Below are 12,744 nucleotides of genomic sequence, written 5' to 3' on the forward strand. Positions count from 1 at the left end.
TCAGTCGCCGATGCCCTGGCCCGGCGGACGGGGGAAGTTGCGGGTCGGCGCTGATTGATCCGTCGATCGATCAGCCCCCGGTTGCGGGAGCATGCGGCCGGGGCGTGCGAGGCCGGCGTCGCTCGACCGTTTCGTTTCATCCCAGCCCGCCAACGCCCGCTGCCGCAGGGCGCGAGCCGCTTGCCATTTGCTGCCCCGCGGCTCCGCCGCCGCCGTCGCGGCTTCGAGTGAGCGTCTGTCGATGATCGCCTGATCGGCGACAGCTCGCGCTTCCCGCGCGGCGCGCACGACCATCTCGGCTTCGCGCTTCCGCCGCTCGTCATCCCGCCGCTGCGCTTCGCGGGCGCGCAGGATGGCGCGATCCAGCCTACCGAAATCGGCAAGGATCGGCGGAGCCCATGCCAGCGTGAGTGCGGGCAATTGCAGAACGATCGGCCGGGGCACGATCGGCGTCCGAAGGGCTTGCGCTGGCATCTTCGCCAGCCGGAGCGATGGTGCCGTCGGCAGGTGCGGGATCGTCGGTGCAAGTGCTTGCGCGGAAGCAACGGGCATGGCCGCCGGCAGCATGACAGGCTTCGGCCCTGGTAACGGACGGATTCGCAAATTTGCGATTCCCATATGGGCCGCGCGCGGAGTGGACCGGGGTGCTGCGCCTGTGGCGATCCCAACAGACGAAAGCCGGTAGGCGCCCCGCTGAGGCGGCTCGAACGACCCGATCACCTGGGCTCGCTCGGCTGTTGCCGGGGGGAGTTCCGGCGTGACGATCACCGCCGTGGACACACGCGGCACCGCGCCAAAGGCTGGCGCGTCAAGGACCATCGTGGCAGCGACGATCCGCTCCGGCACGCGCATGGGCAGCGCCGGCAACCGGGCGAACCGCGCGGCAATGGCGCGGGCGGTGTCCTGTGCCCTTGCCAGCGCCTCGTCGGCGTGACGCAGCGCGTCGTCGATCACTGCCGCCTTCGAGCGCATGACGCGCTCGTGGTTCTCCTCGTTCTCGGCGACATATTCGCCGCTGCGCGCCTGGTTCGTCCTCGCACCGCCGAGATGGACCTGCGGCTCGTGCGGCAGGCCGCGGTCGGCATTGCTCTTCGCGGTCCAGACCTGGTTCTGACCGACCTTGAACGACATTTCGGTCATGACGCTCGCATACATCTCACGGAACAGCTTCATGGCCTTGAGATTGTCGAGATCGGTGCGCAGCATCTCGCCGACATACCATTCGTGGTCGCCGGTGCGGACCATCGGCCGGAACGACCACAGGACGTGCAGGTGCCAGTTGCGCTGGTCGCCGTCCGGCGGCGGTGCGTGGAGCGTTACCAGATAAGGCAGGTCGAACCGGCCAAGCGTCTCCTCTGCCCAGCGGACGCCGCAAGTCATCATCTCGTCCGGGGACTGGCGATGATCGACCGCCAGTATGCCGTGCATCAACAGCTTGGCGTTCTTCTGCGCCGCCCAGTTGACCTGCTCGAGATGGTCAAACCCGCACAAAGCCTCGTCGACCGTCATACCGATGTTGGTCGCGACATAGGGGTTGCCGTCTGGATCGAGCTCGGCACCGTTGAAGCAATACAACACCACCCGTTGCGACACGCCTGCCTCAGCGGTGCGGCGCGAGTAATAGCGCATCCGCATGAACACGCCGCGTTGCCCCCTGCGGTCGATCACCGGGCCATCGTATTTCGGCAGCGCGACGGCGGCATAGGGCCAGTGGCGCTTCCGTTCCCTCGGCGGCGTGTGCCGGATCTTCTTTTCCGGCCGTACCTTTGTCCTGAGCGAGCGCCGCAGCAGACGGGCGCGGTGATCGCTCTCGCGCAATTCGGCAGCTACGCTGCGCTCCGCAGCGCGCCATTCGCGAATCTCGATGCGGCGCAGCTGCTTTTCGTGTCGCTCGCCTTTCAGCTGGAGCGACTGGGCCGCGGCGTCAAGCTTCTTCCTGGCGAAGCCGTTGGCGCTGCTGGTAGTCAGCTTCGACTGGCGGCCGAAATCATCCGTGAACAGCGCATCGATGTAGCGATGCGCCCTGTGTTGGGGGGCGTTTCGAGAAGCCCGGGAGGAGGTAGAGGGTTTCGCCATCGGTGAAACATTTCTTGCGCCAATCTTAGCCCCCCAACCTTAGCTCTCCTGAATCGATGATCCTTTCCGGACCTAGCTTCGGAAAGGATCACCGTCCTAATCTCGTGATCCTCTGCTTCGAAGGAGAAGCAGAATGGATTCGCGAATTTACGAAAACGCCGATGGCCAGCCGGGCATCGACCGCATCCTGGCTCAGGCCGATGCGGCTGTTGCCCGGCTAGACGAAGACCGAGCCGCCATCGCCGAACGCCGCCGCGCGCTTATCGCACCCCGTTACAAGACCGTGGTCGCCGAGCCGACCGATCTGCACAACAAGATCGCGCTCGGCGGCGTGCTGGTGCACCACGGCCTGTCGGCGATCGACGCCGACGCTTTGGCGGGGCTGCTGGCGTTCTGGGCCGATCAGGTCTGGTCCGACATGGACGTACTGATCGACACCGATCCGTCGGTGTCGTTCGGCCAGGCAATCGTCATGATGATCGACCGCCACGGTCGCGACCTGTCGGCGCGCGGGCTGTACGAGACCTGGCTCCGCCGGCTCGCCGCCTATGACGCCGATCGTGCCGAGTGGCTCGCACGCGACGAGGAGTTCCGGCTCGAAGGCGCATGGCGCGAAGAGAGCATGACACGCGACCAGCGCTGGCTGATCCGCGTCACCTGCCGACTGCGCCGCATCGACGTGCCCGGACACCTGTCGCGCGGTGATGCCGCCGACTGGCTCGAGGCGCACGGTGCCAACATGAACTATCGCGAGTTCGTCGCGTGACCGCGTTCGTGTGGACCGACCGTGACGCACGGCGCCATGAACTCGGCAGCCCGGCGAGGATCGAAGCCGAGGCGGCGGCGATCGCGCAGGAGATGGACCGCTACATGGACATTCTCGATGGCGGGGATCGCATGCTGCGCGATACGGCACGCACCGCGATCCGCAGGCTCCAGTCCCGGCTCGAGCAGCTGCGCGCCGACATCTTGCGCTGGAACGACCACGCGCTTGCGGCGATCCGGGCCGCGGCGGCTACGCTCGCCGAACAGATCGAACGGCTGCCAGCGACGATCGCCGACGTGCTGCTGGTCGTCGAGCTGCACGGCGAGCAGGCCCGGTTTCGGGCGATCGCAGGCGACTCGCCCGATATGCAGGCGCGGATGCTCGCCGAGCCCATGACCGCGACCCAGCGTCGCGCGATCGCGGTGTGCGCGTCGCGCACCGCGCCGGCGGACACGGCAACCCGGGGCGAGGCCGGAGCTTGGCTCGACGCGGAGCCGCGCTTCGCTCGTGGCGGTCAGGTCGATGGCGGCTGGTTCGCGTGGGTCGATCGCCACGGCCATGCCCATCGTCTTGGCGACCCGCTGATGATCGAGCGCGAGATCGCGGCCTTGACGAAGGAGATGGTCGCCCAGCGCCCGACGCTTATCGGCACGGGCAGCGCGGACGCCCTCTACGCAGCCGTCGAAGCCGGGCTCGCTTCTTGGGAGCGACTCCAAATCCTACAAGGGGATCTGGAGCGGTACGATCGCGAGGCCACGGCCCGCGAGGACGCCGCATGGACAGCCTATGCCGTCGACTGGCGGTCGAAGAGGAAGACGTCGTGACCGCATATCCCGGCCTCCTATATGGTGAGGAGATCAACACCGCCAGGGCGCACGACCTTATGAAGGCGTTCGGCGGCGGTATATCGGCTCCCGCCCGTCGCGTGATGGAACGACGGGATGGAGTGTCAGACGACGATCCCGACGCAGGCGTGGCTCGCGGCGCGGACAGCGCGATCCGCTTCCCCGGGGTGCGCGACATTCTCGTCGCCGGTGACCCCGTCGTCGCCGACCTGTCCGCGAGGCTGGCCGCCGATCCCGGTGTCATACCGGCACCTGATGAGGGTGTCGTTGCGCACCTCTCGGCGCTCGACGGCTACGCCCGCGACGGCAAGGTCATCACCATCCACGGCGTGCCGGTCCCGGCCGGCCGGCCGCAGACCGACTATTACATCGTGCTGCGCTGGCGCCCGCTCTACAGCCCGTTCGCACTGCCGCACCTGATCTACAGCCGCGATCCTGCCGACGTGCGCCCCGCCGACCGGGCGGCGCTCGGCGTCGCCGAAGACGAGGAAGTCCAGCGCATCCACCTCGTCGATCACGATGCGCGCCACGTCACTGACGAGACGCAGGCGTCGCTGCTGATGTTCAGCACCGCGATCCACCGCGACAACCTCGTCGAACTGCAGACCACGAATCCGGCGCTGTTCGTCGCGCTGTGGCGGCGGGACATGGACGAGGCGTGGCGGCTGGGCCGCAAGATGAGGAACGGCGACCTGCCGGTGTCCAACCCCAGGAGCCGCGTCCGCAGCCGACTTCGCCGCCTGATCTACGGCGCCGCCCTGATGAGCGAGTGGGAGCGCCTGTTCGAGATCATCGAAGCATTGAGGGCGGAGAAGGGCGTGACCCGCGACAGCGTCAGGGCGGCGCTGCTTGGCTGCTCGTCGCTCACCGGCGTGGCGCTGATCGAGACCGAGGCGTTCGTAGCCACTGCCGTGGCGCACGTCCGGGCGCTTCATCCGACGATGGACCCCGACACCGCCGATCGGCCCGACCGCGTCGCCGCCGCGTTCGGCGGCAGCGCGATTTTCCGCACCCGATATCGCGCGGTGCGCGCGGTCGCCGGCGGGATACCGGTCCGCTACTTCCTTGGCGTCGAGCCCGGAATGCTCGCTCTGGTCGCGCTGGTCCACATGGTCGAGAACGTGAAGCGGCTGGAGGGCGACCACCGTCAGCCGGGCCGGGCCGGGCTCGGCACCTTCGATCGGCAGGACACCGCGAGCGTCGAGCTGGCAGTGCTCGTCACCAGCAACCTGTGTCTCCCCACGGCGCGCACGATCCTCCAGCGCGAGGCGAAGCTCGGTGGATCGGACAAGGGCTGGGCTCGGGTCGTCATCCCGACGCTGATCGACAACCCGCACCTGCGCGACGAGGCCGAGCGCCTCTACGCGAAGCAGCATGGCCTGACCGGCGCGCTCCCGCAGCCGGCCTATGCCGACTGCGACCGCAAGCGCCGCCACAGCCCCTACGAGAAGGCGGGCATGCGCGCGAAGCTGTGCGCAGCACCCGTCGGCCAGCAGGGCTGGACGCAGGGGTTCCGGTTCGAGGCCTGGCTGCGCCCTGACGCCGAACTCGCGTTCCTGCGCAACTGCTGCCGCTACATCCAGTACGACCAGGGCCTGGCGGAAAAGCGGGACGCGCATCTCGCCGAGCATTTTCCGGACAGCGCCGATGCGGAGGCCGACGCGATGGCGAGCAACGTCCCGCTGCCGCGCCAGCACCCGCTCGAGCGCATCCAGGATCTGTTCCGCCGCTTCTTCGATCGCCTGCAGGTCGCCGAACAGGCGGCGGAGCGCGCGTCGGCTGAGTCCCGCGCCAATCGCGAGGCCATCCTCCGCGAGGTCGCGCCGCTGCTCGCCGCCGTCAGCCCGATCACGGTCGACCCCTATCTCAACGAACGCATGCTCGCCCCGCCGACCGACGCGCAGCGGCGGGTGGCGCGTGAGGTGTTCTGGAATATCTGACGCAACGGCCCAAAAAATAGCGCCGAGCGCTCGCGGCCGCATCCGGAAGCGCAGCGAGTAGAGCGCCGGTTCCCCCCGGGAGAACGGAATGCGCCGACATTTCTCATCTTGGTTGTCGGTGGTGCTGCAAATGTTGGTCGCGCGACCGGCACCGATCTGACAGGATCATGCCAATGAAAAACGACCCGTTTGGATTGTCTGAAACCGCTGCCGATCGCTTCCTTCGCGAGGATCGTGAACGTGCTGCTATGTTCAAGGATGTCTTCGCCGGGGGCGTGGTGGCCGAGGCAATGCGGGCAGCGACCCTTCACGACAAGCTGTTTCGCGGGGTGGACTTCGACAAGCCCTACCGCGGCATCCTCGACACGCTCGAACGAGATCGGAAGGAGCGCGAGCGCTTTAAGGAACTGACCAACACGGCGTGGGCTCTGTCGGTCACCGATACAGCGCGCAGCCTCACCCAGCGCAGCGCCGATCTTGTGGAGCAGCAGCGGCGTCTGTCGTCGTCAGTAGTCGATACGATGCGAGCGTTCGATACGAACCGATCGACCGTGGCTACCGCGCTGGCCGCCGCGCGCTCCGGCGAAAGCTATCGCCGGATGGTCGAGGACATGTTCCCGAAGATGACGGGGTTTAGCGCCATCGCCGAGCGGATGCGCCTCGTCGATGTCATGACGCTGCGCGCCAGTGAAGGGGTGGTAGCTTCTGCCACTACGCTTGCTGCCGAGATGGTGCTGGAAACGCAGCGAATCACCGAAGCGATCGCGGCAGCAGCGACAGAGGATGAGGGCGCCGCGCTCTTCAGTGAACTGTTCGAAAAGGTGACCGTTTATGTAGCGACGCTTGGCCCCAAGACGATCGCCGAGCTCAACACGATGGGGCTCATGCAGTGGACCGCGTGGCTGTTTGGCTTTCTGGGCTTCGCGCTGGCGATCGTGGCGTTGATCCCGAACCCCTCAGCCGAGCAGCAGCGCGCGATCACCGAACTCAACCAGAAGTATGAGGCGCTGCACCAGGAGGCCGACCGGCTGAGCGAGGCGGATGCGAAGGTGAACGAAGATTTCCTCGACGCCCTGCCGCGCGCCGAGATCGTGCGTGATGCCACCCTGCGCCGCAAGCCCGAGCGGGCCGGTGAGGTGGTACTGCATATGCAGGCCGGTGACGCCGTTGCGATCGAGAAGGCTCAGGGGCGCTGGCGCTTGGTCGTCTTTCGCGATCCGCTCTCGAGCCAGCTTTCGCGCGCTTGGGTCTATCATACCGCCCTCAGCCCGCTCGCCAACGGGCTTGATCTGAGCCGCGACTGAAGCGCGAGAGCGGCGTCGGGAGCCTAGCAAGGCAAAGGCGGGGCGAGGCCCGCCGGACGCTTCTGGCTGGACGCTGCCATTCGCGGAACCTGGCTAGACCGGTGGGTAAGTCCTCAGTTCCTGCCATCCGAGAACGGTTACCGTTTCCCGAAACACCATCGTTTTTGGGAAAGCAGGAACTTCTGTGCCCGTAGCTTCGGAAAGGTTTCGGCCGCGAATCGGCTGATTGGGTTTCCCGCGAGTGCGCGTCGCATGGTGCGTCAGCGGCTCGCGGGAGACCGATCATGGCCGCGAGTAACAAGAACGAACTGCCCCTCGACGATCTGAGCGAGTTGAATGCCGCCGCCGGCGCCCAGCCGACGGCGCCGGTCGAAGCCGACGAAACCCTGCCCCAGGACGCGGGGCCGGGTGAGCTGGTCGCCGAAGATGCGACCATCGACGAAGGCTACGCGGACATGCCGGACGACGAACCGGACACCGAAGATGACCCCGATGCCGGCGAGGATTTCCAGCCAGCCCCAATGCGTCCCGGCACGTTCCTCGTGCCGCTCAGCAGGCTCGGCGAGTGGGAGCACCATCCCCGGCGCGGCTCGCGCTTCTTCGGCAGGCATGAGAAGCCGCTGCTGCTCAGCGCCGCCGATCCCGCGTCGATGGCCGAGATCGTCGTGCTGCCCGCGGTCGACGGCATCCACCCGATCGTCGATGGTCGCTTCCGCTGGGCCGCGATCCGCGAGGTGAACAGCGGCAACGAGGACGTCCCGGTCCGCTGCATCCTGTTCGACGGCGACGAGAAGGCGGCGGTCGTGGCCATGTGCGACACCGCGCTCGGGACGATCGGCGTCAGCGCGATCGAGCAGGCGCAGGCGCTGCTCAGCCTGACCCGGACCAACGGTGTCGGCCGCACCGCGATCGCCAACCACTATCCCGGACTGACCGTGTCGAAGGTCAGCAACATGCTGATCGCTGCGGAGATCAGGGCAGCCTTTCCGGCGCTGTTCGACATCCTCCACGAGCCTGACCGCGCGCCGATCTCCTACGGGGTCGAGCTCAACAAGGTCCGCAAGGCGATGGGCAATGCGTTCCAGGCGGTGCTGGATCGCGCTGCCGATCTCGCCGCCAATGGCGAGCGGTGCCGGCCCGCCGAAGCGTTCGACTTCCTGCAGATCGACCGCGTCGTGGATCCCGACGCGCCCGAGCCGACCGCGGCCAGGCCGAAGCCGATCGTGCCGATCGAGAGCGAACCCATCCTTGGCCACGACGACCAGCCGGTCGGTGCCTACGAGCGGCTGGCCGACAACGTCGATCGCATCCGCCTGCCCGACGTGTCCGGGATGTCGCTCGCGGAGCGCGAGATCGCCGCCGATGCCTGCATCGGTCAGGTCCTCCGCCACTTCGGCCTGGCCGAACGCGACTGAGAGGAGGCGCAGGCGGAGGCATAGCGCTTGGGTGCGTCCACCTCTGGCGGTCGGAACGGCGTGCCCGGCGTCGGCGATGCTCGCCGGCGCCGCGCCTTTCGTGTCCCCGGCGCTGACGTGCCCCGTTTCGAGGTGGTCGATGCCCTCGCCGGCTCTTTCCCTCTGCTGCCGGGCGAGTCACAATGGCTGATGGCCCTCTTGGCCGACGACCTTGCTAGGATCCTTGCCGATGACTGACCCGACGATGTTGCGCGCCTGCGCCTATGTGCGGGTCAGCACCAAGCGGCAGGCCGAGCACGAGACCTCGCTGAACGAGCAGGAGACGGGCATCGCGCGGGGGGCGGCTGAGCGCGGCTACGAGATCGTCGAGACCTACGTCGAGGCGGGCCGGTCCGGCATGACCGATCGCCGCCCGGCACTGCAGCGGATGATCGCGGACGCCTGCGCGCAGCCGAAGCGATACGACGCCGTGTTCGTCTACAACTTCAGCCGCTTCTTCCGCGACGAGTATGAGTGCGAGGGCTATCGCCGCAAGCTGGAGAAGGCGGGCGTCAAGCTGATCTCGGCGACGCAGGATGTCGGCGAAGGTCCGCATGCGCGCCTGATCCGCAGCATATTCACGTCCCTTGATGCCGCGTCGAGCGAGATCAACGCCGAGCAGGTCAAGGTCGTCATGAGCGCCAATGCCGAGGCCGGCTTCCACAACGGCTCGGCGCCACCGCTCGGCTATCGCACCTATGTCGCCGAGCGCCGCGGCAAGAAGGACAAGAAGAAACTCGAGATCGATCCGGCCGAGCGTCCGCTCGTCGAATTGATCTTTCGCCTGTACATGGAAGGCGACGGCACCGGCGAGCCGCTGGGCATCGGCAGCATCGTCAAGTGGCTGCGCGAGCACGGCTACACCCATCGCAGCCAGCATTTTCACACCGGCCTCATCTACGCGATCCTGACCCGCGAGACCTATGCCGGTCGCCACTATTACGGCTGCCGCAACAGCCGCACCAACGAGGCGCGCCCGCGCGAGGAGTGGATTGAAGTCAAGGTGCCCGCGATCCTCAGTGAGGAACGGTTCCAGGCGGTCCAGCAGCGGCTCAAGGCGCGCAACCCGCACATTGCCGCGCCGCGATCCCACACGTCGCCCGTGCTGCTGTCCGGCATCGGCCGCTGCGGCTGCAACGGCTGCATTTCGACGATGATGCTGATGACCGGCAAGGGCGGGAAGTATCGCTATTACGCCTGCTCCAACCGCCGGAAGAAGGGTGACCTGTCCTGCGGCGGCAACAACGTGCCGATGGACAAGGTTGACGATGCCGTGGTGTCGGCGCTCGAGAAGCGGTTGTTCCAGCCCGAACGGCTAAAGGCGCTGCTTGGTGAGATGCTCGACGCATCCGACGCTGCCGATGCCGACCGCCGCAAGCGGCTCGCCGTCCTCCGCACCGAAGAGACCGAGGTCAACCAGTCGATCCGCGCGCTGTTCATGATGGTCGAGAGCGGCGTCACCACCCCCGACGACCCGTTCCTGAAGGAGCGGCTGGCGACGCTCAAGCTGCGGCTTTCGGGGATCGCTGAGGAAGCGGTCAGCCTTGAGCGTCAGATCGGCGCCAAGGGCGGCCGGATCACGCCAGAGAAGGTCGAACGGTTCGCCGAGGCTATACGCGCAAGGCTGCGCGACGCCGACGACTCGCAGGTCCGTCGCCGTTACGTTCGCGCGTTCGTCGGCGAGGTCGTGATGACCCGCGAACGGCTCATCATCCGCGGACCTAACCGTGCGCTCGAACTCGCCGCCGCGGGCGAAATGCCCGCCGACGACAGGGTTCGTACTTTCATGAGTGATTGGCGCACCCGGAGGGATTCGAACCCCCGACCAAGGAGGTAGAAGCTCCTTGCTCTATCCAGCTGAGCTACGGGTGCCCGGCGCTTCGTTAGCGCGCATTGCGGCGAAGCGGAACCGCTATCATAACGCCGTCATGCAAGAAGCTGCCGATCCCGTCCTGCACCGTGTCGAGGCCAGCGCCGTTCCCGAACGCGGGTTTCGGCATTTCGATCTGGTGATGGCGGCGTTCGTCACCATCCTGCTGCTGTCGAACATCATCGGCGCGGGGAAGGTCGCGGCGATCGATATCGCCGGTACGCCGTTCGTGTTCGGCGCAGGTATCCTGTTCTTTCCGGTATCCTATGTCATCGGCGATGTGCTGACCGAGGTCTATGGCTATGCCCATGCGCGACGCTGCATCTGGGTCGGGTTCGCCGCGCTGTTGTTCATGGCGTTCATGTCGTGGGCGGTGGTCGCCATGCCGCCGGCCGCCGACTGGACCGGGCAGGGCGCCTATGAAGCGGTGTTCGGACAGGTGCCGCGCATCGTGTTCGCGTCGATCGCCGCCTTCTGGGCGGGGGAGTTCGTCAACGCCTATGTGCTGGCGCGCATGAAGGTGTGGACCGACGGCAAGGCGCTATGGACCCGCACCATCGGGTCGACGGTGGTGGGACAGGCGGTCGACAGCGCGATCTTCTATCCGCTGGCGTTCCTCTATGTCTGGCCGACGCAGCAGGTGGTGACGGTGATGGTCACCAACTGGGCGATGAAGGTCGCATGGGAAGTGGTGCTGACGCCGCTGACCTACATCGTAGTCGGGTGGCTGAAGCGGCGCGAGGGCGTCGAGATCTTCGACACCGCGACCGACTTCTCGCCGTTTTCGAACAAGGGAGCGTAGCGTGTACGACAAGGCCGGCTTCAACGACTATTTCGCCAACACTGTCGGTGCGTCGAAGAATGCGTGCGACACCTATCGATCTTTTCTGAACAGGATCGACCAGGCTATTGGCGGCTTGGATGAGGCATTGCTGTCGCAGGGACTGGAGGCGGTGGCGCAATGGGCGAAGGACACCGACAAGGAGCCGTTTGCGACCTATCGCTCGCACGCCCGATCGGTCCTCAAACGATACTCGCTCTATCGGCTGGAAAAAGCGTCGGACGGTGTCGAGGACGACATGGCACCACCCGTAACGGACGTCGTTACCGACCTTGCCGATGTGATTGTCGCGGACGCGAATTTCCTGCGCGAGCGCGAGATGCAAACTCAGGTTCGACAGCAACTGTCAGCCTTGGAGGCGGGCCTGATTGCTATCGACAACGGCGTCGAAGTCAGCGTTGCAACGGGCCGTATCGATATATTGGCCCGTGATGCGCATGGACGGACGGTCGTGATCGAGCTGAAGCCCGGCAAATGCCCCGCTGGTGCGCTCGAACAACTTCTCGCCTATGCTTATGACATTGAGCAAGAGCAGGGCCAGCCGGTCCGGGCTATGCTGGTCGCTGGTTCTTTTTCCGATCGTATTCGGGCCGCAACTCGACGGGCCGGTAACGTCGAATTGCGGACCTATGCATATTCCCTGAACTTTGCCGCTATCGGGTAGGGCTTATGCGCCGACCTTGGCCAGCAGCCCTTCGAACAGCGCGCGGCCGTCGCGGCCGCCATGGGCGGCTTCGATGCGGCGTTCGGGGTGCGGCATCATGCCCAGCACGTTGCCGGCGTCGTTGACGAGGCCCGCAATGTCGCGGGCCGATCCGTTGACCGGTTCGGCATAGCGGAACGCGACCTGTCCCTCGCCCTCGATCCGGTCGAGCGTGGCGTCGTCGGCGGTGTAGTTACCGTCATGATGCGCCACGGGCACGCGGATCGTGTCGCCTGCGCGATAGCCGCTGGTGAAGGCCGAGCGGGTGTCGCCGACCGTCAGCGCGACGTCGCGGCACACGAACGACAGCCCGCGATTGCGCATCAGCGCGCCGGGCAGCAGGCCGGCTTCGGTCAGGATCTGGAAACCGTTGCAGATGCCGAGCACGGGCAACCCCTTGCCCGCCGCATCGACGACCGCGCGCATGACCGGTGACCGGGCCGCGATCGCGCCGGAGCGCAGATAGTCGCCATAGGAAAAGCCGCCGGGCACCGCGACCAGACCGATATCACTCGGCAGGTCGGTGTCGCGGTGCCACACCATCGTCGGCGCGGTGCCGGTGACCGATTCCAGCGCGACGGCGATGTCGCGGTCGCAATTCGACCCCGGAAAGACGATGACGGCGGTCTTCATGCCCGTTCGACCCGGTAGTTTTCGATGACCGTGTTGGCCAGCAGCTTGCGGCACATCGCGTCGATCGTCGCGTCGTCGGTGTCGTCCGCGACCTCCAGCTCGATCAGCTTGCCGACACGGGCTTCGCCGACACCCGCAAAGCCGAGCGAGGCCAGCGCGTGTTCGATCGCCTTGCCCTGCGGATCGAGTACGCCGTTCTTGAGCGTCACGACGATGCGGAGTTTCATGGATAGCCCTCGACTGCACAATATTGCCGCGCGCTATGGCCCCGCCGCGCCGCGTGCACAAGAGCATAGGCGGGATTCGCTTGAG

The 12,744-nt window shown here is 66.5% G+C and carries 11 protein-coding genes and 1 tRNA gene; 8 read left to right on the top strand and 4 right to left on the bottom strand.

The annotated features are described in order from the left end of the window. Positions 1-2,076: a hypothetical protein gene (locus PPZ50_RS07545; RefSeq protein WP_272815787.1), complete on the bottom strand. Its 2,076-nt coding sequence runs from the start codon at positions 2,074-2,076 to the stop codon at positions 1-3. Between the two features lie 133 nt (positions 2,077-2,209). On the opposite strand from PPZ50_RS07545, the gene PPZ50_RS07550 reads away from it, so the two are divergent. The 6 genes from PPZ50_RS07550 (at position 2,210) to PPZ50_RS18935 (ending at position 10,222) form a co-directional block, all read left to right on the top strand. Next, positions 2,210-2,842 (top strand): hypothetical protein, encoded by a 633-nt coding sequence (locus PPZ50_RS07550; RefSeq protein WP_066692926.1) that lies wholly within the window; start codon positions 2,210-2,212, stop codon positions 2,840-2,842. Beyond that, positions 2,839-3,666, top strand: a complete 828-nt coding sequence (locus PPZ50_RS07555; RefSeq protein ID WP_066692930.1) for a hypothetical protein — start codon at positions 2,839-2,841, stop codon at positions 3,664-3,666. Before PPZ50_RS07550 ends, PPZ50_RS07555 begins: the two co-directional genes overlap by 4 nt. Further along, positions 3,663-5,627, top strand: coding sequence for a hypothetical protein (locus PPZ50_RS07560; protein ID WP_157092778.1), 1,965 nt, complete (start codon positions 3,663-3,665; stop codon positions 5,625-5,627). The genes PPZ50_RS07555 and PPZ50_RS07560 overlap by 4 nt, the downstream gene beginning before the upstream one ends. A gap of 173 nt (positions 5,628-5,800) precedes the next feature. Then, complete coding sequence (locus PPZ50_RS07565; RefSeq protein ID WP_157092779.1) at positions 5,801-6,931, top strand: hypothetical protein; 1,131 nt, start codon at positions 5,801-5,803, stop codon at positions 6,929-6,931. A 284-nt stretch (positions 6,932-7,215) separates the two neighbouring features. Further along, entirely contained in the window at positions 7,216-8,346 is a 1,131-nt protein-coding gene (locus PPZ50_RS07570) for a hypothetical protein (protein WP_272815788.1), read from the top strand. A gap of 244 nt (positions 8,347-8,590) precedes the next feature. Further along, on the top strand, positions 8,591-10,222 hold the full coding sequence (locus tag PPZ50_RS18935) for a recombinase family protein (protein ID WP_420038488.1): 1,632 nt from the start codon (positions 8,591-8,593) through the stop codon (positions 10,220-10,222). Here the strand turns inward: PPZ50_RS18935 and PPZ50_RS07590 are convergent. Next, positions 10,181-10,257, bottom strand: a tRNA-Arg gene (locus PPZ50_RS07590). The genes PPZ50_RS18935 and PPZ50_RS07590 overlap by 42 nt on opposite strands. A gap of 56 nt (positions 10,258-10,313) precedes the next feature. Between PPZ50_RS07590 and PPZ50_RS07595 the strand changes: the two genes are divergently transcribed. Beyond that, positions 10,314-11,057: a queuosine precursor transporter gene (locus PPZ50_RS07595; RefSeq protein WP_066686651.1), complete on the top strand. Its 744-nt coding sequence runs from the start codon at positions 10,314-10,316 to the stop codon at positions 11,055-11,057. A gap of 1 nt (position 11,058) precedes the next feature. Next, positions 11,059-11,760: an endonuclease NucS domain-containing protein gene (locus PPZ50_RS07600; protein WP_066686653.1), complete on the top strand. Its 702-nt coding sequence runs from the start codon at positions 11,059-11,061 to the stop codon at positions 11,758-11,760. 3 nt (positions 11,761-11,763) lie between these two features. Here the strand turns inward: PPZ50_RS07600 and purQ are convergent, their stop codons facing one another. Together purQ and purS are read right to left on the bottom strand one after the other, a co-directional pair. Then, positions 11,764-12,432 carry a phosphoribosylformylglycinamidine synthase subunit PurQ gene (purQ, locus tag PPZ50_RS07605; protein ID WP_066686656.1) on the bottom strand — a complete coding sequence of 223 codons (669 nt, stop codon included), beginning with the start codon at positions 12,430-12,432 and terminating at the stop codon, positions 11,764-11,766. Beyond that, entirely contained in the window at positions 12,429-12,659 is a 231-nt protein-coding gene (gene purS / locus PPZ50_RS07610; protein ID WP_066686659.1) for a phosphoribosylformylglycinamidine synthase subunit PurS, read from the bottom strand. Before purS ends, purQ begins: the two co-directional genes overlap by 4 nt. Positions 12,660-12,744 lie beyond the last annotated feature (85 nt).

It is taken from the genome of Sphingomonas hankookensis (genome assembly GCF_028551275.1).
Classification (GTDB): Bacteria; Pseudomonadota; Alphaproteobacteria; order Sphingomonadales; family Sphingomonadaceae; genus Sphingomonas; species Sphingomonas hankookensis_A.

Excerpts from the sequence above, each read along its gene's own strand:
- PPZ50_RS07545 (WP_272815787.1), bottom strand. The coding sequence starts at position 2,076 with ATGGCGAAACCCTCTACCTCCTCCCGGGCTTCTCGAAACGCCCCCCAA.
- PPZ50_RS07550 (WP_066692926.1), top strand. The coding sequence starts at position 2,210 with ATGGATTCGCGAATTTACGAAAACGCCGATGGCCAGCCGGGCATCGAC.
- PPZ50_RS07565 (WP_157092779.1), top strand. The coding sequence starts at position 5,801 with ATGAAAAACGACCCGTTTGGATTGTCTGAAACCGCTGCCGATCGCTTC.
- PPZ50_RS07570 (WP_272815788.1), top strand. The coding sequence starts at position 7,216 with ATGGCCGCGAGTAACAAGAACGAACTGCCCCTCGACGATCTGAGCGAG.
- PPZ50_RS18935 (WP_420038488.1), top strand. The coding sequence starts at position 8,591 with ATGTTGCGCGCCTGCGCCTATGTGCGGGTCAGCACCAAGCGGCAGGCC.
- PPZ50_RS07595 (WP_066686651.1), top strand. The coding sequence starts at position 10,314 with ATGCAAGAAGCTGCCGATCCCGTCCTGCACCGTGTCGAGGCCAGCGCC.
- purQ (WP_066686656.1), bottom strand. The coding sequence starts at position 12,432 with ATGAAGACCGCCGTCATCGTCTTTCCGGGGTCGAATTGCGACCGCGAC.
- purS (WP_066686659.1), bottom strand. The coding sequence starts at position 12,659 with ATGAAACTCCGCATCGTCGTGACGCTCAAGAACGGCGTACTCGATCCG.